General features: G+C 40.4%; 21 protein-coding genes. 2 read left to right on the plus strand and 19 right to left on the minus strand.

Annotated features, from left to right (window positions below; all coding sequences use genetic code 11):
• Window positions 1-4: 4 nt before the first annotated feature.
• From CVS89_RS07505 to lpxB, 5 genes are all read right to left on the minus strand, one after another.
• Window positions 5-2,356 (minus strand): hybrid sensor histidine kinase/response regulator, encoded by a 2,352-nt coding sequence (locus tag CVS89_RS07505; RefSeq protein WP_107847580.1) that lies wholly within the window; start codon window positions 2,354-2,356, stop codon window positions 5-7.
• Between the two features lie 8 nt (window positions 2,357-2,364).
• Window positions 2,365-3,318, minus strand: coding sequence for a chemotaxis protein (locus CVS89_RS07510; protein ID WP_107847578.1), 954 nt, complete (start codon window positions 3,316-3,318; stop codon window positions 2,365-2,367).
• On the minus strand, window positions 3,318-4,109 hold the full coding sequence (locus CVS89_RS07515) for a UDP-2,3-diacylglucosamine diphosphatase (RefSeq protein WP_107847576.1): 792 nt from the start codon (window positions 4,107-4,109) through the stop codon (window positions 3,318-3,320). The genes CVS89_RS07510 and CVS89_RS07515 overlap by 1 nt, the downstream gene beginning before the upstream one ends.
• A gap of 63 nt (window positions 4,110-4,172) precedes the next feature.
• Window positions 4,173-4,658: a transcription elongation factor GreA gene (gene greA / locus CVS89_RS07520; RefSeq protein WP_012001423.1), complete on the minus strand. Its 486-nt coding sequence runs from the start codon at window positions 4,656-4,658 to the stop codon at window positions 4,173-4,175.
• Between the two features lie 3 nt (window positions 4,659-4,661).
• Window positions 4,662-5,696 carry a lipid-A-disaccharide synthase gene (lpxB, locus tag CVS89_RS07525; RefSeq protein WP_107847574.1) on the minus strand — a complete coding sequence of 345 codons (1,035 nt, stop codon included), beginning with the start codon at window positions 5,694-5,696 and terminating at the stop codon, window positions 4,662-4,664.
• 102 nt (window positions 5,697-5,798) lie between these two features.
• Between lpxB and surE the strand changes: the two genes are divergently transcribed.
• The gene (gene surE, locus CVS89_RS07530) at window positions 5,799-6,575 is read left to right on the plus strand and encodes a 5'/3'-nucleotidase SurE (protein ID WP_107847572.1); all 777 of its coding nucleotides are present in this window, start codon (window positions 5,799-5,801) and stop codon (window positions 6,573-6,575) included.
• Window positions 6,565-7,215, plus strand: a complete 651-nt coding sequence (locus CVS89_RS07535) for a tRNA threonylcarbamoyladenosine dehydratase (RefSeq protein ID WP_107847570.1) — start codon at window positions 6,565-6,567, stop codon at window positions 7,213-7,215. The genes surE and CVS89_RS07535 overlap by 11 nt, the downstream gene beginning before the upstream one ends.
• Window positions 7,216-7,755: 540 nt before the next feature.
• Here the strand turns inward: CVS89_RS07535 and CVS89_RS07540 are convergent.
• From CVS89_RS07540 to pglA, 14 genes are all read right to left on the minus strand, one after another.
• The gene (locus CVS89_RS07540) at window positions 7,756-9,270 is read right to left on the minus strand and encodes a 2-isopropylmalate synthase (RefSeq protein ID WP_107847568.1); all 1,515 of its coding nucleotides are present in this window, start codon (window positions 9,268-9,270) and stop codon (window positions 7,756-7,758) included.
• A 140-nt stretch (window positions 9,271-9,410) separates the two neighbouring features.
• Entirely contained in the window at window positions 9,411-10,142 is a 732-nt protein-coding gene (pssA, locus tag CVS89_RS07545) for a CDP-diacylglycerol--serine O-phosphatidyltransferase (RefSeq protein ID WP_009294672.1), read from the minus strand.
• A gap of 1 nt (window position 10,143) precedes the next feature.
• Entirely contained in the window at window positions 10,144-10,761 is a 618-nt protein-coding gene (locus CVS89_RS07550) for a phosphatidylserine decarboxylase (RefSeq protein WP_107847566.1), read from the minus strand.
• Window position 10,762: 1 nt separating this feature from the next.
• Window positions 10,763-12,688: an ATP-dependent zinc metalloprotease FtsH gene (gene ftsH / locus CVS89_RS07555; RefSeq protein ID WP_021087314.1), complete on the minus strand. Its 1,926-nt coding sequence runs from the start codon at window positions 12,686-12,688 to the stop codon at window positions 10,763-10,765.
• Window positions 12,681-13,514 (minus strand): 50S ribosomal protein L11 methyltransferase, encoded by an 834-nt coding sequence (locus tag CVS89_RS07560; RefSeq protein WP_107847564.1) that lies wholly within the window; start codon window positions 13,512-13,514, stop codon window positions 12,681-12,683. Before CVS89_RS07560 ends, ftsH begins: the two co-directional genes overlap by 8 nt.
• Entirely contained in the window at window positions 13,514-13,879 is a 366-nt protein-coding gene (locus tag CVS89_RS07565) for a chemotaxis response regulator CheY (protein ID WP_002939933.1), read from the minus strand. Before CVS89_RS07565 ends, CVS89_RS07560 begins: the two co-directional genes overlap by 1 nt.
• Window positions 13,880-13,942: 63 nt before the next feature.
• Window positions 13,943-14,653, minus strand: coding sequence for a 1-(5-phosphoribosyl)-5-[(5-phosphoribosylamino)methylideneamino]imidazole-4-carboxamide isomerase (gene hisA, locus CVS89_RS07570; RefSeq protein ID WP_107847563.1), 711 nt, complete (start codon window positions 14,651-14,653; stop codon window positions 13,943-13,945).
• Entirely contained in the window at window positions 14,653-15,264 is a 612-nt protein-coding gene (gene hisH, locus CVS89_RS07575) for an imidazole glycerol phosphate synthase subunit HisH (RefSeq protein ID WP_107847560.1), read from the minus strand. The genes hisA and hisH overlap by 1 nt, the downstream gene beginning before the upstream one ends.
• Window positions 15,261-16,157, minus strand: a complete 897-nt coding sequence (locus CVS89_RS07580; protein ID WP_009294679.1) for a PDC sensor domain-containing protein — start codon at window positions 16,155-16,157, stop codon at window positions 15,261-15,263. Before CVS89_RS07580 ends, hisH begins: the two co-directional genes overlap by 4 nt.
• 2 nt (window positions 16,158-16,159) lie before the next feature.
• A complete protein-coding gene (pglF, locus tag CVS89_RS07585) occupies window positions 16,160-17,941 on the minus strand; it encodes a UDP-N-acetylglucosamine 4,6-dehydratase (configuration-retaining) (RefSeq protein ID WP_103634960.1) in 1,782 nt (593 codons plus the stop codon).
• A complete protein-coding gene (pglE, locus tag CVS89_RS07590; RefSeq protein ID WP_107847558.1) occupies window positions 17,942-19,033 on the minus strand; it encodes a UDP-N-acetylbacillosamine transaminase in 1,092 nt (363 codons plus the stop codon).
• Window positions 19,034-19,090: 57 nt separating this feature from the next.
• Window positions 19,091-19,681, minus strand: a complete 591-nt coding sequence (gene pglD / locus CVS89_RS07595; RefSeq protein WP_107847556.1) for a UDP-N-acetylbacillosamine N-acetyltransferase — start codon at window positions 19,679-19,681, stop codon at window positions 19,091-19,093.
• Window positions 19,668-20,273 carry an undecaprenyl phosphate N,N'-diacetylbacillosamine 1-phosphate transferase gene (gene pglC, locus CVS89_RS07600; protein WP_103571635.1) on the minus strand — a complete coding sequence of 202 codons (606 nt, stop codon included), beginning with the start codon at window positions 20,271-20,273 and terminating at the stop codon, window positions 19,668-19,670. Before pglC ends, pglD begins: the two co-directional genes overlap by 14 nt.
• Entirely contained in the window at window positions 20,266-21,381 is a 1,116-nt protein-coding gene (pglA, locus tag CVS89_RS07605; RefSeq protein WP_107847554.1) for a N,N'-diacetylbacillosaminyl-diphospho-undecaprenol alpha-1,3-N-acetylgalactosaminyltransferase, read from the minus strand. The genes pglC and pglA overlap by 8 nt, the downstream gene beginning before the upstream one ends.
• Between the last annotated feature and the right edge of the window lie 2 nt (window positions 21,382-21,383).

Consider the following 21,383-nt stretch of genomic DNA (forward strand, 5'->3'; position numbering starts at 1 on the left):
ACCCCTAAGCTAATTTTATATTTTTTCTAACAACGTTTTCAAGGTATTCTGCTGAATACGGTTTAGTAATGTATTCAGTCATACCAACCTCTACACCACGCAATCTATCTGTTTTAGACGTCCTTGACGTAACAGCAATAAGCGGTAGATTGCGATATTTAGAGTATTTGCGAATTTCACCAGCAAGTGTATATCCATCCATCCTAGGCATCTCAATATCAATCAAAATTGCATCAAATGAATGCTCGCCAGATTTTATAACATTTAACGCCTCGACACCATTAGTTGCTTCTATTATAGTTACTCCGGTTGGTTCAAGTGCTTTTTGCATGATGGTTCTATCCATTTTAGAGTCATCAACAATCAAGACCTTATAATCACTTGGCTTTTCCTTTGCTTTTGTGCTATCTTCTATTTCGGCTCTAATATCTACTTTTATATCTTTAGCCATCTCCATCATAGCACCAACGTCTATAATAAGAGTTACACGGCCATCGCCTCTAATGGTAGCTCCAGCAATGCCTGGGATATTTTGTAGATAATCACCCATTGACTTAATAACGATCTCTTCTTGACCAACTAAAGTATCTACTATGATGCCTAGTTTTGCTTCAGCAACGCCGATGATAACGACATAAGTATGATCACCGCCATCAAACACTTTTTCAACTCCAAAGACATCTGAAAGTCTAACAAGAGATAAAACCTCATCTCTTAGTCTTAGAACGTTTTTGCCATCGATCGTGTAAATATCATCAATAGGCACACGAACAGTCTCAAGAACGCTAGCAAGTGGTATCGCATAAAATTCCTCTTGTGTTCCAACAAGAAGTGACTGAATAATCGCAAGTGTGAGTGGAATTTTAAGCTTCATGACTGTACCTTTTCCAACTTCACTCTCGATATCGATGATACCATTTAGTTTTTCAATGTTTGTCTTAACAACGTCCATACCAACGCCACGACCAGATACGTTTGTAACCTTTGCAGCAGTTGAAAATCCTGGTCTAAATATAAGACCAAATGCCTCTTTCTCACTCATCGCATCAGCTTCTCGCTCAGTGATGATGCCTTTTTCTATAGACTTAGCTTTAAGCATATCAGCGTCCAAGCCCTTACCATCATCAACTATCTCAACAACGATATGGTTACCCTCGTTGTAAGCTTTTAGCTGAACAAGACCTTTTTCAGGTTTGCCCATTGCCTTTCTTGTCTCAGGATCTTCAATACCGTGGTCGCATGAGTTTCTAATGATGTGAACTAGAGGATCACCAATCTCTTCAACGATTGACTTATCAAGCTCCGTCTCTTCACCTGAAATTTCAAGATCTATTTGCTTACCAAGGTCGCGGCTAAGATCACGTATCATACGTGGAAATTTATTAAAGACTTTAGCTATTGGAAGCATCCTTGTCTTCATAACAGCTAGCTGGATATCAGTCGTAACTAGACTTAGACTTGAGACTACTTGATTTAGCTCCTCAAGGAATTTCTCGCCCTCATATCTCTCTTCTACGTCATCATAAATTTTTAATAAGCGGTTTTTACCAAGAACAAGCTCACCGATTAAATTCATCAAGTGATCAAGTCTTTTTACTTCAACACGTATCGTTTGCTCTTGTGCTACTGCACTGCTACTACTAGCTGCTGGTACTTTTTTATCTGCATCTCTTTCTCTACTAGGAGCTGGTTTCGCTGCAGGTGCTGGTGCAGCGCTTGCAGCTGGAGCTATCTCTTCAGGAGATTTTGGGGCTATGCCTTTTGAAGCACGTCTTGCTTGATCTTCTGCTTTTCTAACTTTTAAGAGTCTCTCTATCTCAGCTTCAACCTCAGAGTCACTTAACTTTGAAAGCTCGGCATCGCTTACTTCAGGAGCTGCTTCTACGGCTGGTGCGACAGGTTCTGGCTCTTTTACCGGCTCAGGCGATGGTGCTGCTGGAGCTTCTGCGGCTGCGCTTGGTGCTTCGCCTTCAGAAATTTGAGTAAGTCTTACACAAATATTTTTAATATCGATGCCAGCAGCCGAGTCACTACCATTGTCTCTAATACTTTCTAGTAGTCCTTTCATCATATCAACTGACTCAAGAACAACGTCCATAATGTCTGGAGTGATCTTTAGTTCGCCTTTTCTAGCTTTGTTCAAAACATCTTCCATGTGGTGAGTAAGCTCTGTTAAAACATCAAAATTTAAAAAACTTGAGCTACCTTTTACTGTGTGAGCAACGCGGAAAATTCTATTTAAAAGCTCTAAATCCTCAGGGTTTGACTCAAGTTCGACAAGGTCATGGTCTATCTGCTCAATAAGTTCGAAAGCCTCTATTAAAAAGTCTTCCATTATTTCTTTCATATCATCCATAATTCACCTCATTTTGCAGATTGAGAATGTGCTTCAATTACTTTTAGCACCTCTTGATAAAATACACTAGCATCAAATTTTGTAAGATACGCAGCGCCACCAGCTTCTTTACTCTTAATCTCACTAAATTCATTACTTAATGAAGAGTTAAATACAATTGGAACCTCTTTGAACCTATCATCATTTTTAATAGTTGAAGCAAAGCGGTATCCATCCATTTGTGGCATTTCGATATCACTTAAGATAACTCTAAGCTCTCTTGTTAGGTTATCCCCATATCTTTGATAAAGCTCCTCCATTCTCTCTAAACCCTCAACGCCGTTTTTGGCTTCAACTACGCTAAGGCCCATCTTCTCAAGTGCATCTTTTACTAGCTTTCTAGCAGTCGAGCTATCATCTAGAACCAAAGCAGCACCTTTGATCTTTTGATCGTCTGTTACGTCAAATTCGATCTTTGGTGAGTAAATTCCTAGCTCTTCAACGATGCTTTCAAGATCAAGAATAAGAAGCACTTCATCATCTTCTATTCTTGTTACACCTGTGATCTTGCCCTTATCTAGAGTGCCAGACCCTGAAGCAAAATTTGCAGGCTCTATGTCTTTCCAGCTTATTCGCCTAATCCTCTTGGCCTCATGGACGATAAAACCGATCAATATACCGCTAAATTCAGCGATAATAACACGTGGCTTTATAACTACACCCTCAGTTGGTTCGACGATATTCATCCATCTTGCCAAATTTATAACAGGGATAACCACACCTCTTAAATCAAAAATTCCCTCGATATACTCAGGAACGCCAGGAAGCTCGGTAAGATTTGGCATCTTAATGATCTCCCGCACCTTTGCGACATTGACTCCGTATATTCCTTCATATACTTTGTTTTCGGCCTTTTTAAAGATACGAAAATCAACAAGTTCCATCTCGTTTGAGCCCGTTTTTAGTACGTTGTCTCCAAACATCAATGTCCTTTCAAACTCATTTTGAGCAAATTCAACTTTTGCTGGGCGTATTCTACAACAAAATAACTTTGCTCGCATGCAAAACAAGGTAAATTTATATAAAATCTATCGTAAATATCAAATAGTTCACCTTGATGATAGTGTCCCTCTATCACTATACTTGCGTCAAAGCCCTGCAAATGCTTGCTCATTAGCTCCTTGAAGTTTGAAATTTTATAGTGCAGATTTTTCTTAGTAAGTTTGGCTAGTATCGCTTTTGAAATTTTAAAATCCGAAATTTTATCAAGCGCGTTCATAAATTTCAAAAACCATCTAAGCCTTAAAAACCTAAGCGCATACTTATCTATAAAAAGTAAAAATATATCGCCATGTGCGATCTGGACGTGCTCGCCACTTATAGTTCTAAATTTCACTGGCTGAGCGCAAATGTCATAGACCTTTACCCCCTCAAAGCTTAGCCTCTCGCCTTTGTCCCAAAAATCTCTAGTTTTATTAAATAAATTTGAAAGCCTAAAATCGTGGTTGCCCTCGAAATAAAAAATTTCCACCTTTTGTGAAATTTTATTTATAAGTCTTAAGTGCTCAGCGTAAAATTTTTGCGTATATTCGCCCTCGCCCGTTAAAAAATCAAATATATCGCCAAGCAAGAAAATCTGCGGTGGCTCCTTAATCTCTTTGCTATCAACGGCGTGCAAGAATTTCAAAAATCCATCTCTATTTACATTTTCATGCGCATCAGCCAAAAAGATCGCGCCTTCTTTTATAACGGGGGCATATAGATATTCGCTCAAATTTTGCCTTAATTAAAAATTAGCAGAGCCAAAAAGCAGTTTTTAGCCCTTCGCCTCATCTTTTTAGTCAAATTTTATAGGTTTGTAGCAGATCTTAACGATCTCGACGTCGCTTCTGCCTTTTGGTAAATTTAGCGCTACCTCATCGCCCTCAGCCTTGCCTAAAAGCTGCTTTGCAAGAGGTGAGTTTATTGAGATATAGCCCTTGTCTAGGTCACTTTCGCTCACACCAACTATCGTGTAAGTATGCTCTACCTCGGTCTCTTCGTCCATTATCGTCACACTAGAGCCAAATCTCACCCTATCATGCTCGTAGCTACTTGGATCGATCACTTCAGCGTTTGCTAAAAGTGCGCTAAGCTCAGCGATCCTAGCGTCTATAAAGGCTTGCTTCTCTTTTGCAGCGTGATACTCAGCGTTTTCTTTTAGATCGCCATGGCTTCTTGCGATGTCGATCTCAGTTACGATTTGTGGGCGCTGAACTAGCCTCAGATCTTTTAGCTCAGCTTCTATCTTCTCGTATCCATGCATTGTCATTGGTTCACTCATTTTTTACTCCATATTTTTTAAAATTTTTACTACATTTTTACTGCTGCCATGACCTAGGTAGGCCCTTAGTTCATCGCAGCCTTTTAAGAATTTCTGCCTATCGCAGCTCTTGTAGGCTCTTAGCAAATTTTCAGCCGTTGCAAACTCTTGAATAAATTCCTCATGAAGCGGCTCTTTACCCATAAAATCAAACATTATATTTGCAAGTCCCGCGTGCTTGATCTTTACAAATTTTCTAGCGATGAAAACATCTATCGCTTTTGCCTTATATGTTAGCACAAATGGCGTGCCAATGAGCGCTGCCTCAAGCGTAGCAGTGCCAGAGCAAACAAAGGCAAAGTCACTCTCATACAAGGCTTCAGGCGTGTTTGAAACGACCTCAAAATCGCTCACATCACCATAAATTTCATCCACTTTATCAAGCAAAAATGGCGGCACTACAAGCAGCCTTTTTGCTTCTATCTTTTTAGCAAGCTCTCTATAAACTGGCATAAGCCTTGAAATCTCTGACCTTCTTGATCCCGGCAAAAACGCCACTTTGCCACTGCTACTTAGGCTAGTTTTCTTAAGCTTTATCTCATCCATCAAAGGATGGCCCACGTAGGTCGAGCGACTATAAAATTTAGAGTCAAATGGCAGGATCGAAGCTAGGTTGTCACAGTATCTCTCCACAACGCTCACTCTTTTTGGCTTCCACGCCCAAACCTGGGGCAAGATGTAGTATGTCACGGCTGCTTTTGCACCGGCCTCTTTTATCGCCTTTGCAAGTGGGAGATTAAAGGCTGGACTGTCTATTAGCAGCACTGCATCAGCCTCTTTTGCCATCTGACTCATCACTTTCATCGCTTTTTTTGCCTTAAAAATGAGCGGCAAAACCTCGACAAAGCCCATCGCAGAAAACTCGCTGCTTTTCATATATGGCGTGCCAAGCTCTTCGCTAAAAATTCCCATTAGCTCAAATTTGCCCTCGAAATTTTTCAAAATTTCTTTTAAATGCAAATTTGCCGATGGCTCAAGAGCGGAGACTAAAATTTTCATTTACACACTTTCATCAGGTCTTTTTTTGGGGGCATTATACGCAAAAATTCTTTAAAATTTTAAGAAAGCTGTGATAAAATCCAACCCTTTAAAGGATAAAATTTGAAAGAAATTTTGATAACAAATGACGATGGATTTGAGGCGGCTGGACTACTTGCCTTAAAAGAAGCTTTAAACGAGCTAGATGGCGTAAATGTCACGATCGTAGCTCCAAGCTCTGAAAAATCAGCCTGCGCTCACTCTTTGACGCTCACAAGGCCTCTTAGGTTTATAAAACTTGATGATGGCTTTTTTAAACTTGACGACGCAACGCCCAGCGACTGCGTCTATCTCGCACTTCACGCACTTTATAATAAAAAACCAGATCTAGTGATAAGCGGCATAAATCACGGGGCAAATTTAGGCGAAGATATCACTTATTCTGGCACGTGTGGAGCGGCGATGGAGGGCGTTTTACAGGGCATTAGAAGCATCGCTTTTTCGCAGTTTTATGAAAACAACTCACTAAATGAACTTGGCTTTGAGCTAGCAAAAAAGATCGTTAAATTTATCGTACCGAAGGTGCTAAATGATGAAATTTCGCTAAATCAAAGAGAATTTCTAAATGTAAATATCCCAGCTAGAGCTAGCAAAAATTTCAAAGGTTATGCCGTCGTGCCAGCTGGCAGACGCACCTACGCCACGCATGCCACGCTTAATCGCAACCCAAGAGGCATCGAGTACTACTGGCTTGGAAACGCCGCACTTGAATACGAAAAAGGCGAGCCAAGCGACATCAGCAAGGTAAATGAGGGCTTTGCCACGATAACGCCCATAAAACTAAATATGACTTCATACGAGAGCTTGGAGAGCTTAAACGGGAAATTTGATGCAAAATGATAGATTTACAAGGATAAGATGGCTTTTTGGTGAGGATGGTTTTAGCAAGCTTCAAAGCGCAAAAGTGCTAGTTTGCGGAGCTGGTGGTGTGGGCGGAATGTGCGTAGATGCGCTTGCTAGAAGCGGGGTCGGAAGCATCGCGCTGATCGATAAAGACATCTTTGACGTGACAAATCAAAACCGCCAAATTTACAGTGAAAACGTAGGCGGCGTAAAGGTGGAGGAGTTTGCCAAAATTTATCCTTGCATCACGCCTATGCAGACGCTGATCACGCCTGAGTTTGTCTCTGGATTTGACTTTAGTAAATTTGACGTGGTGATCGACGCGATCGACGATATCGCTGCTAAGATCGCCCTTGCAAATGCGGTAGATCCTAGCAAATTTATAGCCTCGATGGGTGGGGCAAAAAGGGTTGATCCAACCAAGATAAAGGTGGCCTGCGTTTGGAAAACTTCGGTCGATCCACTAGCTAGAAAATATAGATATGAGCTCAAAAAATCAGGCTTTAGTGGTAAATTTGACGTGGTCTTTTCAACAGAAGAGCCACTTTGCAAGCCACTTGGCAGCTTCATGGGCGTGACTGCCTGCTTTGGGCTAAATTTAGCCTCACTAGCTGTTAAAAAGATAGTTGAGCAATAAGTCAAAAATTTACACTCCGAGCAAAATTTCAAATTAGAGCTAACATTTTGGATAAATTTAACAGCCAGCTCTACAATACACAAATTTAACAATCCAAGATGAGCATCTAGCAAATTTTAAAATTTCATGAACGAGTAATTTTAGTAGTCAATTCTTGCTAGTGAATGGAATTTTAAAATTTGTAAAGCAATCTAATCAAATTTAAATGTTTGATTCTTTGTTAAGGGGGAATAGGCTTGAATTACAGTCTGCTTGCAGTTACGAGGCAAAGCCCTAGTAAACCCCCTTCGCACGTTAGAGATGGTATGCCTTAGTGCTTCGCACAGCATGCGGTTTGCTTCTAAGAAATTTCTAACAAATTTTAAAATTTTATGAACGAGTAATTTCGACTCTGATTTTAGTGGCAAGCTTTGCGAGACCTAAAATCAGTAGTCAATCCTTGCGAGTGAAAGGAATTTTAAAAATTTAAAAAACGCAGTAAATTTAAAGAGTAGCTAAATTTAAATTAGCCAGCTGCAAATTTAGCAGCCAGCTAAAATTTTAGTTTTTATGGATGCGAAGGTAGCTATTTAGTGCGCCGACATAGGCCTTAGCGCTTGCCATCATCGTATCAATATCAAGTCCGTGACCCATTACGGCTGTCTTGCCCTCAAACTCGACTTTTACATCAACCTTTGCAAGAGCATCTTTGCCCTGAGAAACAGCTGTAACCTTGTAATCTTTGAGCGTGCCATTAATGCCGCTGATGCGATCAACTACCTTAAATATCGCATCTGCTGTGCCATTGCCAAGGGCTGAGTCGCTAACGATCTCGTCGTTGTGCCTGATGCTCATAGAGGCGCTTGCTAAGCTGCCACCGCTACTTTGAAGCAAGTCCGTGATCTCGTAAGCTTGCGGGATCTTGGTGATCTCCTCTGCCACAAGTGCCCTGATATCGTCGTCAAATATCTCTTTTTTCTTATCTGCCAACTCTTTAAATTTCTCAAATGCCTTATTAAGCGCATCGCTGTCAAGGTCAAATCCAAGGCTAGCAAGCTTATCTTTAAACGCATGGCGGCCGCTGTGCTTGCCAAGAACGAGCGAGTTTTTCTCTAAGCCGATGCTCTCTGCACTGATGATCTCATAAGTCTCTTTGTGCTTTAGCACGCCGTCTTGGTGGATGCCACTCTCGTGCGCGAAGGCGTTTTTACCAACGATTGCTTTGTTTGGCTGTGGCTCGATGCCTGTGATGCTAGCGATCAGTCTTGAAGTCGGATAAATTTCTTTTGAGATGATGCCTGTGTAAAGCGGCGCAAAGACGTCCTGGCGAGTTTTTATAGCCATCACGATCTCTTCAAGTGCAGCGTTTCCAGCGCGCTCGCCGATGCCATTTATCGTGCCTTCAACCTGCCTTGCACCAGCTTTTATAGCAGCTAGCGAATTTGCCGTAGCCATGCCTAGATCGTTGTGGTTATGCACCGAAACTACCGCTCTATCGCCTATAAATTTTACTATTTCGCTGATGCGAGCTGTGATCTCCTCTGGATACAAGTAACCAACCGTATCAGGGATGTTTATGGTTTTTGCCCCTGCGTTTATCGCTGCGTCGCAAATTTCTTTTAAAAAGCTCATCTCGCTTCTGCATGCATCCTCGCAGCTAAACTCCACATCATCGCAAAACGTTTTTGAGTATTGCACCGCCTCAACTGCACGCCTGATCACCTCATCTGGGCTCATTTTTAGCTTGTACTGCATGTGGATCGGACTTGTTGCTATGAAGGTGTGAATTCTTTTGTTTTTAGCTGGAGCTAGTGCCTCGCCAGCCGCCTTGATATCACGATCAACCGCACGTGCAAGCGAGCAGACAGTGATGTTTGAAGCTTGCTTTGCGATCTGATTTACCGCGTCAAAGTCCCCTGGACTTGCAGCTGCAAATCCAGCCTCCATCACATCCACACCAAGCCTTTCAAGCTGAAGTGCGATCTGAAGCTTTTCAGCTGTGTTCATAGAAGCTCCTGGGCTTTGCTCGCCATCTCTTAAAGTCGTATCAAAGATTATAATTTTATTTTTATCCATTTTTTGTCCTTTTATGATTTTTTATATTTAAATTTAATGAGTTAAGTAAAGAAGAATTTGCTACCTAAGTAGCAGCAGTAGAGAGTTTTTGATTTCGATTTTTGGTAAAAATTTACGCGATTTTATTATGCCATTTTCGCTCATTCGCTCTCCTTTTTTTTGTGATTTTTGCTAAACATTATAGCCGCTCTAATAATACCATAAAGCATATAAACGCTCATAAAAAAGGTCGCACTCTCGTAAGGATATAGATAAAGCATAGAAAAAACAACTACAAGTGCTACTAAAATTCGCATAACATGAGTTTGTTTTAAATTCATCTTTTTAAAGCTTGGGTAGCGGATGTTGCTAACCATCAAGATAGCTAAAACCGCTTCAAGCAATATCAAGCACCACTCAAAACCATATAAAAATTCATGCTTTAGATAAACACCAACCCAAAGCACTCCGATGATGGCTGCTGATGGTATAGGAAGTCCGATGAAAACATTTGGCTCGTATGTGCCGGTAGTGACATTAAAACGAGCTAGTCTAATAGCTCCAAAGACTACAAACATAGCTGCTATTAGCGCACCAAATCTGCCAAATTTTGCACCAACTGTTAGATAAAATAAAATCGCTGGAGCCACACCAAATGCTACAAGATCCGCAAGGCTATCAAACTCCACGCCAAATTTACTTGTAGTCTTTGTAAGTCTTGCCACGCGTCCATCAAGTCCGTCTAAAATCAGTGAAAGAATGATGTAAATAATGGCTTTAAAATAGTTCCCCTGAATAGATGAAATAATGCTTATAACGCCCAAAAAAGCGCTTGCTGCGGTAAATAAATTTGGCAAGATATACATTAACTGCATTTTTTGTATGCTATTCATTTTATTTTTCCTCTTCAAAGTATCCAAGAAGTGAAGCAGCTTTAACGCTCTCGCCAACGCTTACGCAAATTTTAGTATCTCTTGGCAAGTATAAAATCACTTCTCCGCTTCCTAAAAAGCCAAATTTTCTAGAGGCTTTTAGACTGGTAATGTTATAAATTTCTAAACTTCTACTAAAAACTCCAGCTATGATCTTCATAGCAAATTTAATACTTCCTTTTTCAAAACGAATTATCGCTCTTTCATTTAGCATCTCTGAAATTTTCATAGCTTGGCATAAAAAGAGCCCATGCCTTTTTTTAACTTCAGTGACGTTAGCATCGCTTATAGCTCTTAGAGTGCCTACACCAAAAAATGGCTTTGAGATAACTATCTTAGCTACCTCTTTATCATCAAAATTTGAAACGCTGATCTCTTTTATCTTACCATCTATGGGCGAAAGTAAGGCTAGTTTATCGTCAGTAAAAGGCTCTCTTTCAGGGTCTCTAAAAAAATATAGAGTTAAAAGAAGTAACGCTAGAAAAAATAGTGGCGCAATACCAAACAATGCAGATATAGCAAATAAAATCAAAAAGAGTAATATAAATTTATATCCTGCCTTTGCGATGTAACCACTCATTTTATTCCTCTTTTTTGCCTTTTTCCTCTTCTTCAAGCTCTACAAGCCTGCTTTCAAGACCATTTTCTTCTTCGTAGTTTTTGATGATCTCTCTAACTCGTTTTCCCTCGATAGTCTCTTCTTCATAAAGCGCTGAGACCATGTTTTCAATGGCACCTTTATAAATTTCAAGAAGACCAAGCACAGCCGTATATCTCTCATGAAGAAGTGCTTTTACGAACTCATCGACTTTTTCGGCCATCTTGTCGCTATAGTCTTTTATGCTTTGCCCGCCATTTAAAAATGTCGCGCGTTGCTTCTCAAGCACCATAAGACCAGCAACATCGCTCATACCATACATACTAACCATAGCTTTTATGATATCAGTTGCACGCTCTAGGTCATTACTAGCTCCAGTTGATATCTCTTTTATAAAGACCTCTTCAGCAGCCCTACCAGCCAAAAGCACATCCACTTCTGCAAGTAACTCATGCTTTTGCATCATAAATTTATTCTCTTCAGGTGTATTTAGCGTATAGCCAAGCGCTGCAAGACCGCGTGGCACGACTGAGACTTTTGTCACTCTTTTTGCACCTTTTGTTAGCTCAGCTACCAAGGCATGGCCGCTTTCATGGTAAGTGACTATCTTCTTCTCTTTTGGATTTACGCGGCGTGATTTTTTCTCTAAACCAGCTATCGATCTCTCGACAGCCTCCACTAGATCAGCCTGCTCAACAAAAGTCTTTGACTTACGTCCTGCAAGAAGAGCTGCCTCATTTATGATATTTTCAAGATCAGCCCCTGCTAAACCTGTAGTAAGTCTTGCTATATCTTCGATATTAACGTCTTTGCCGATCTTTACATCTTTCATATGAACTTTTAAAATATCGCAACGTCCCTTAAAATCAGGCTTATCAACAAGCACTTGCCTATCAAATCTACCTGGTCTTAAAAGCGCAGCATCCAAAACCTCAGGTCTGTTTGTAGCTGCTATAACGATGACCGGTGACTTATCCGCATCAAAGCCGTCCATCTCAGAAAGAAGCTGATTTAGCGTCTGCTCTCTCTCATCATTTCCCCCCATTGGACCAGAATTTCTGCTCTTACCGATCGCATCGATCTCATCTATAAAAACAATCGCTGGAGCCTCTTTTTTTGCATTTTCAAAAAGATCTCTAACTCTACTTGCACCAACGCCAACAAACATCTCAATGAAGCTTGATGCCGACATAGAGAAAAATGGCACACTAGCCTCGCCCGCAACTGCTCTTGCAAGAAGCGTTTTACCAGTGCCTGGAGGGCCAACTAGTAAAATACCTTTTGGAATTTTAGCTCCAAGTCTTAGGTATTTATCTGGGCTTTTTAGATAATCAACTATCTCTTGAACCTCTTCTTTTGCCTCTTCAACGCCTGCGACGTCATCAAATTTAACTTTTGGCTTTTCAGAATTTATAAGCTTTTTCGCACTTCCTATGCCAAGTATGCCACCGCCGATATTCTTTTGCATACGACTAGCGATAAACATCCAAATAGCAAAAAATATAAACACCGGTATGATCCATGAAAATATAAGATCTCCAAACCAGTTATTTTCACTATAAACGCTGTAAGTTATGCCATTTTGCTCAAGTATGCCAATGAGCGTTGGATCATTTATTCGCTTTGCGAGATAGATGGTTTTGTCATTACCAACGCCTTTTATCGTGGTTTCAGATATCGCAACCTCATTTAGTTGCTTATTTTTTAGCATATCCTTAAATTCAGAATAAGCTATCATCTTGCTTTGAGCGTTGCTACCAAGCCCAAAAGTACCGCCTAGTCCGTCGCCACTAAAGCTTCTAAAAGCTAGAACTATAACTATCGCAAAAATAGCAAAGATAAAGATGGGATTTTTGTTAAAAAACCCGTTATTATCGCCATTATTTTGGTTATTATTTTGATTATTCATCCATTTCCTTATAAACAAAGCTAACCCAATCATTAGCCTGTTTTATCTCAACTAGCTCCAAATCCTTAAACGTATCTTTAATCCTATCTTCGTATTTATTCAAAATTCCTGACAATACTAAATAGCCGCCTTTTTTAAGCGATTTTTTCAAGTCATTTGAGAGCATAAAAATGACATCAGCAATGATATTTGCTACGACGATATCATATTTTTGCTCTAAATTTGCAATAGATCCTGTCCAAATTTTATTAAATTTAACCTCATTTAGCTGGGCATTACTTAGCGAGCTTTGCTTGGCCTGCTCGTCTGTATCGCAGGCATCGACCTTGCAGCCAAGCTTTGCTAATGCAATACTTAATATCCCACTTCCGCATCCCACATCTAAAGCGGTATCGCCACTTTTTGCATATTTTTGTAAAAGTTGCAAGCAAGAATTTGTGCTTTCATGGTGCCCTGAGCCAAAGGCTAGAGCTGGGTCGATTATGATATTTGTTACGCCGCTAAGTGGCTCTTCCCAGCTAGGTCTAATATAAATTTTATCAACCAAAATAGGCTTAACCGCCTTTTTATATTCGCCTAGCCAGTCCTTATTTTCTTTTAAATTAAGAGAAATTTTTAAATCATTTGAAATTTTACGAACGCTAGAGAGCCCTTTTGCATACTCTTCGACACCCCAAGCTATATCTTTTAGATCATACTCTTCCCTGATGATGATCTCATGATCTAGCTCTTCTACACAGGTGACCCCAAAAGAAAAAACTAACTCTAAAATTTCATCATAAAAATTTGATGTTTTGATGCTTAATTCGTAAAATTTATCTTTCATTAACCAAGAACGTCTTCAAGCTTCTCTTTTAAAACTTGTGGCGTAAAAGGTTTAACGATGTAGTTATTAACACCTGCTTTTAAAGCTGTTATAACCTCGGCTTTTCCGCCCTCTGTTGTTACCATTATGATAGGCATATCAACATATTTTTGCTCAGCTCTTACCTTTTTAACAAGCTCAAGACCGTTCATCTCAGGCATGTTCCAGTCAGTAATAAGAACCTCAATACCCTCGTTTTGTGTCAAGATATTCCAAGCTTCAAGCCCGTGCTCAGCCTCGAGAATTTCTTGATGTCCTAACCTTTGCAAAGTATTTTTTATGATCCTTCTCATTGTTGAGCTGTCATCTACAACCAAAATCTTCACATAATATCCTTTTAGTAAAAATTGCCCTATTCTAGCTAATTAAAATTTATAAAAGCTTTAACGCTAGCCAACTTGTTTGAAAGCATCTTTCAAATCAAGTCGTCCCTCATAGTAAGCTTTACCAACGATCACGCCAGCTATCTCTTTTGTCTCTTTAAGTGCCAAAATGTCGTTTATATCGCTCACACCACCACTTGCTATGGTCTCAAGCTTGCTGCTTCTAGCTATTTGCAAGCTAAAATCAACATTAACTCCGCCAAGCATTCCATCTTTGTTAATATCGGTGCAAATCACAGCTTCTACACCCACATCTGCAAATTTTTTTGCAAGATCGACTGCTTTTATGTTTGAAACCTCGCCCCAGCCTTGCACTGCCACATAGCCATCTTTGGCATCTATGCCAACTACGACTCTGTAAATTCCAGCCATTTTTGCTGTAAATTCTGGATCACGAAGCGCAACTGAGCCAAGGATCACTCTGCTAACTCCAAGGTCCAAATAACGCTTTATACGCTCTTCATCCCTTATGCCGCCACCCACTTGCACCTTTAAATTTGTAGCTTTTACTATCTTTTCTATCGTCTTAAAATTTATAGCTTCTCCTGCAAATGCTCCGTCAAGATCGACCACATGCAGCCATTTTGCGCCGTAATCTTCAAACCTCTTAGCAAGCTCACTTGGCTCACTGCTATAAATTTTAGCGCTTTGCATGAGCCCTTTACTAAGCCTAACTGCCTGCCCTTCTTTTAGGTCTATCGCTGGGAAAATTTCCATCACAACCTCGCAAAATTTTCTAAAATTTTAAGCCCAACCTCGTGACTTTTTTCTGGATGAGGCTGAAAACCAAAGAGATTTTCATGTTGAACCGCACTTGTAAATTCATAGCCATAAGTTGTCTTTGCAAGTGCAAATTTATCATCACAAACCACGTGGTAGCTATGCACAAAGTATAAATACTCAAGCTCTTTTAATCCTAATCTTAAAGGGCTATTTTGTTTAAAGCTAAGCGTGTTCCAGCCAACATGTGGGATCTTTAGTGACTTATCAAATTTAGCTTCATCAAATTTAACAACCTCTCCTGGCAAAAGAGAAAGCCCCTCATGCTCGCCAAATTCAAAGCTTTTTTCAAATAAAAGCTGCATACCAAGGCAAATTCCTATAAAGGCTTTTCCATTTTTTACAGCCTCTTTTATCGCTTCATCCATGCCATTAAATTTGAGCTTTTTCATCGCCTCACCAAATGCCCCAACACCTGGTAAAACGATGTGAGAGTGCTCTTTTAAGCTCTTGGGTTCGCTTAGTAAAACGCACTCATGTCCAAGAAATTTAAAAGCATTTATCACGCTTTTGATGTTTCCAGCGCCATAATCAATAACAGCAATCATCTGTTCTCTTGTCTTTTTACGCTAAAGAGATAAAAGCTAAGTGCTGCCATTAGCATCGCCACACCGCCTATTAGATAGATAGCGTTTATGATATTTTCAGGTGCAGTGATAGCAAATTTAAAGACTAGCATGAGCGCCTCGATCGCAAGTGCGATGATGATAGAGCCGATAAATCTCACCATCGTCTTATAAATAACGCTATTTTCTTCGTGATTTTTACCTAAAACCTCTTCTTCAAATATCGTCTTAACAAGGTCAAAAATGGCAAGAGCCAGCGTTAAAATGATGGTTGATTCAAAAATTTCTTCGACATTTATATGCTCGATACTCTTTGAGATAAAGCTCTTTACGCCGTGCCAAAATAAAAATGCGCAGATCATAAAAAGCGATGCACAAAAGAGTGCATAGACTGTCTTTAAAAATCTACCAAAATGCTCCTCGACAAAGCCGCTATCGACCATATTTAGGATATTTTCTAGGCTTATATCGATGCAAGCGATAAATTTAAGCTCATTTTTTTCATTATAGATAGGCACGCTTGCTGTGACGCACAAACCTCCATTTAGACTTGATGGATATGGATCGCTTAAAACGCACCTTTTCTCGCGCACGGCGGTGTAGTAGTATGCCTTGTTTGCGCGGTTTTCACCTTTTGGGATTTTATACTTTTCATTTAGGCTGATCGAGTCTTCGATTTGTATGCCATTTTCATCTAAGATGTATAGTGCGTCAAAATTTTCTATCTCGTGGCTGATCTTATCAAAGCCAGCTTTTATGTTTTCTAAGCACACTCCAGGCAGTCTGTTTGGCAAATTTCTACTAAATAAATAGCAGATATACGCCCTTGCCTTGTATCTCGTGTCGCTAAATCTCTTAATATCTTTTATAACCAAAATTAGCCTTTTAAATTTAATGCATGATTAAACTCTGGCACGATCACCTTAAGAGCAGGTGCCACCTCGTCATCTTCAAGCTGCAAAAGCCCATTTATCTGTGAATTTAAAAGGGTCAGATCATAAGGCTGCGAGTGTGTCACAAAGATCGACTCATACTTAGTTTGAACGTCATCTTTGTTGATAAGTAGCTCTTCATAAAGCTTCTCGCCAGGTCTAAGCCCTACAAATTCGATACCTAAATGCTCTTTATTTGAAAGCAGAAGCATCTTTTTAGCAAGATTGACGATCTTAACAGGCTCGCCCATATCAAGCACGAAAAGCTCTCCACCTTTTGCGATAGAGGCTGCTTGAAGGACTAGCTGGCACGCTTCAGACGTAAGCATAAAGTATCTTGTGATCTCTGGGTGAGTGACGCTTAGTGGCTTATTTGCAGCGATCTGTGCCTTAAATTTAGGTATGACTGAGCCACTTGAGCCAAGGACGTTACCAAAGCGCACACAAACTATCTCGCACACACCTGCTTCGTTTGAATTTAATGCGTAAAGCTCACAAACACGCTTAGTTGTGCCCATTATGTTTGTTGGGCGCACAGCCTTGTCTGATGAGATCATGACAAATTTCTTAGCACCGTATTTTTTAGAAAGATCGACTGCATTTTTTGTGCCAAGGATGTTGTTTTCAACTGCTGAGCGAGGATTTAGCTCGCAAAGTGGCACGTGCTTGTAGGCCGCAGCGTGGATGACGATCTCTGGTCTAAATTCTTCAAAAACCTCTTCAAAGTCTTTTAAATTTGTGATATTTACAAGCTTGCTAACAGTTCTTTTATCTCTTGTATCTTCACCTATTTTATAAAGGTTAAACTCGCTGTGTTCAACCATTATAAGCTCGCTTACGCCATATTTCAAGCACTGCTTACAAATTTCGCTTCCTATACTACCGCCAGCTCCAGTGACAAGCACTTTTTTGTCTTTTAAGAAATTTGAAATGGCTTCTGGATTAAGGTCTTTTGGCTTTCTAGCAAGCAAATCTTCGATCGAGATATCTTTGATCGGCTCATTTTCGATAAGCGAAAAGAGCTTCATATCTCTTATGCCATATCCAGTTAGCTCATCAACTAAAGCTTGAAGCTCGTCTTGATCAAGTGCTAGTGCGATGATAGCAGTCTTTGCGTCGTAGTCTTTTATAAGGCTTGGTATATCTTTTTTATCTTGAACTAAAAATCCATCGCAATATGTGCCAACAAGATCGCTTCTACCATCTACCACGCCAACTGCGTAGTAGTCAAGATAGCCCTGCTTTAAGCCACGTAAGACGTGAAGCGCCTTTGAGGTCGCGCCTATAACGATACAAGGCTCGCCTTTGTGAGGTCTGTTTGAAAAGTCAAGCACCATACGCTTTGAAATTCTCAAAAGCCCGATAAGTAGGCATGAGATGAGAAGATCGATAAAGATAACGCTTCTTGGGTAAGGATTTAAAAAATCTTGTATGATGAAAAACACGATCGTAAATAAGATCGCCGCGCAAACGTGAGCTAGGAAAATTTTACGTGCTTCATTTAAGCCAAAAAATCTCCACGGCACCTTGTAAATTTTAAACATCCACATAAAAAAGAGCTTAAATACGATCAAAAATCCAGCCGTTACAAAAAGCCCTTGCACGTAGATGTCTGGGATGTCGGCGTTAAATCTTAAAAGATAAGCCGCATATATCGAAAAAACAAATATAAAAACATCGCCAAGAAGGAAAAATACGAGCCTTTTTAACTTCGTTGCATGAAACATTTACGCATTATCCTTGACTATTTTTATCACTCTTTCTTGTGTCTGCTCGCTCATATCGCTGCCACTTGGCAAGCAAATTCCTCTTGAAAATAGATCTTGGCTATATCCATCGACAAAGCTTAACGCACCTTTAAAGACAGGCTGCAAGTGCATAGGCTTCCAAAGTGGGCGGCTCTCGATGTTCTCATCAGCTAAGGCTTTTATAACCTTTAAATGTGCATCTTTTTTAGCAAAAACACCAGTTGTGAGCCATCTGTTACCACGAGAATTTGCTAGCTCTGGCATAAATTCTAAAACGTCGCCAAGCTCTTTTTCATAAATATCAAAGACTTTTCTCTTTTGCTCGACTCTCTTTTCTAAAACCTCCATCTGAGCCACGCCAATAGCGCCTAGGACGTTGCTTAAGCGATAGTTGTAGCCGTAGTCTTTATGCTCATAGTGAAGCAAAGGCTCTCTTGCTTGCGTGCTGTAAAATCTAGCTTTTTCTACAAATTCGCTATCTCCAACTAGCATGCCGCCACCTGAAGTGGTGATGATCTTGTTGCCATTAAAGCTATATCCACCCATCACGCCAAATGTGCCAAGTGCCTTGCCACCGTAAAATCCACCAAGTGCTTCAGCTGCATCTTCGACCAAAGCGATGCCCTCGTTTTGGCAAATTTCGCAAATTTCTTTCATCTTTGAAGCTTGTCCATAAAGATGAGTGACGACTAGCGCTTTTGGCTTTTTAGGTAAATTTGATATCGCTTTTTTAAGTAGTTCTGGGCTTAAATTCCAGCTCTCGTCGCTATCTATAAAGACTGGAGTTGCCCTTTCATAAAGTATCGGCGAGACCGAAGCCATGAAAGTAAAGCTAGAAGCTAGCACAAGATCGCCCTCTTTTACACCAAGGACGCGAAGTGCTAGGTGGAGTGCCGCAGTTCCAGCGCATAGTGCAAGTGCATCTTTGGCGCCAGTGTAAGCCTTTATGCTATCTTCAAATTTATTGACATATTCACCAAGTGGCGCTATGTAGTTGCTTTCAAAAACTTTTTTTATATATTCCTGCTCTTTTCCACTCATATTTGGTGGAGATAAAAAAACCCTATCCATTTTCATACCTTCATACCTTTCGTGATTTTTTGGCGATTTTAGCACTTATTTTTAAATTTATATCTTAGCACGCTCGCATGCAGGCACGCCATACGCCTTTACGCCATCTTTTATATCTCTAATGACCACGCTTCCAGCGCCGATAATGCAGTTTTTACCGATGCTTATGCCTTGAATGACACTTGAGCCAATGCCAACGTGCGTAAATTCGCCCACGCTCACATTTCCAGCAAGGGCTGCATTTGGGCTGATGTGAGCAAATTTGCCTATCACGCACTCATGCTCTATCACTGCGCCAGAGTTTATGATAGCGCCCTCTTTTATGCAAGCTTTTGCGTTTATCACGGCATTTGGCATGACCACTACGCCCTTTTCTATCACGGCGCTTTTGCTCACGACCGCACTTTTATGGATCAAATTTACTATCTCAAAGCCAGCAGCCTCCACCTTTTGGCTGATCTTTTGCCTTGTTTTATTATCACCTATGGCTATTATGATGTCAGCTTTTTCAAGCTCTGGGCTAAATTTACGCTCGCTAGCATCGTCTAAAAAAGCTATCTCATCATAGCCATTATCTCTAGCGATGTCAGCGATCACAAGCCCATGCCCACTCGCTCCGTAGATGTAAATTTTCTTAGTTTTTGCCATTAAATTTCTCCGTCGTCGCCTGCCCCTCTTTGCTGACACCACTTCGTTTTAGCACTTTTTCGATGGTCTGTAAAGCGATCTTTACATCAAGCATAAAGCTTAAATTTTTAGCGTAATAGACGTCGTATTCAAATTTTTTCTCCCAGCTTATGGCATTTCTGCCATTTACCTGCGCTAGGCCCGTGATACCAGGGCGCACGTCGTGGCGGTGCTTTTGCGTTTCGTTATAGATGGGTAGGTACTCGACCAAAAGCGGCCTTGGTCCGATAAAACTCATATCGCCCTTTAGCACGTTAAAAAGCTGTGGCAGCTCATCGAGGCTAAGAGAGCGGATCAGCTTGCCAAATTTGCCAAGACGCTGCTCATCTGGCAAGAGCTCGCCATTTGCGTCACGCTCGTCACTCATCGTCTTAAATTTATAAATTTTAAAAATTTTCTCATTTAGCCCCGGTCTTGCCTGCGTAAAAATGATGTCACGGCTTACCTTAAAATAGATAAAAATCGCCGTTGCTATGATGATAGGCGATGTTAAAATGAGCAAAAACAAAGCTCCCAAAATATCAATCACCCTCTTTAAAAAATTTCTATACATCTATAAATTTCCTATAAATTTCTATATATCTTTTTGCGATTTGTTTCTCGTCAAACTCACTAACTGCCCAGTCTCTGCCATTTTGCCCAAGTTTAGTGCAAAGCTTCTCATCATCAAGTAAAATTTTTATCTTACTAGCGAGATCACTTGCATCTTTTACCTTGCATAAAAGTCCGTTGTAGCCCTCTCTTACAGCTTCATTACAGCCTGTCACATCACTTGCAATGACTGCTTTAGCCATGCTCATCGCCTCTAAAACCGTTCTTGGAAAGCCCTCTTTATAGCTAGGAAGTGCCAGCAGATAAGAAGCCTTTAAAAGCTGTGGTATGTCGTTTCTAGCACCAAGATATCGCACCTTGCCACCTTTTAAAAAGCTCTCGTCTGCGGTTGATTTATTACCAGCAAAGCCCTCGCCCACAAAGACAAATTCGCAGTTTTTATAGCCATTTAAAATTTCTGCTGCCTCGTAAAATTCACGAACACCCTTATGCCACATGGCTCTGGCGATCATGAGAACCACCTTTTTATCGCCAAGATCAGCTGCCTGCGTGATAGCTGGGTCAAATTTAGCAGTATCCACGCCGACACTTTTTATGCGGTACACCTTGCTTTTATCTATCAAATTTCTAGAGATCAGATAGTCTGGATCTGCGTCATTTACGAAGATGCAAGCATCAGCCTTTGCAAAAGATAGCTTATAAAGGCTCTCCATGACAAAACGCACAGCCTTTGTCTTAATATCATCATCGATATAAAAGCTACCAAGGCCTTCAACCAAATTTATCACGTGCTTTATGCCAGCATTTTTAGCAGCAAATGTGCCAAAGACATTTGACTTGTGAGCGCCAGTTTGAAGCAGGTCTAAATTTAGCTCGCCTAAAATTTGAGATAGTTTTTTTGAGTTATTTATCACGGTTAGCGGATTTAGGCTCGCCTTATCAAGCTCGTAGGTGACGGTGTGAAAGCTTTTAGCAAGCTCATTAGTGAAATTTCCTTTTGGAGCGATAGCAAAAACCTCATGCCCCATATCTTTTAAAGCCTGCATTATAGGGCGTCTAAAAAAGTGTATGCTCATATCAGCATGGCTTAAAAATCCTATCCTTGCCATCT

It is taken from the genome of Campylobacter concisus, assembly GCF_003048615.2.
In the GTDB taxonomy this organism is placed as follows: domain Bacteria; phylum Campylobacterota; class Campylobacteria; order Campylobacterales; family Campylobacteraceae; genus Campylobacter_A; species Campylobacter_A concisus_C.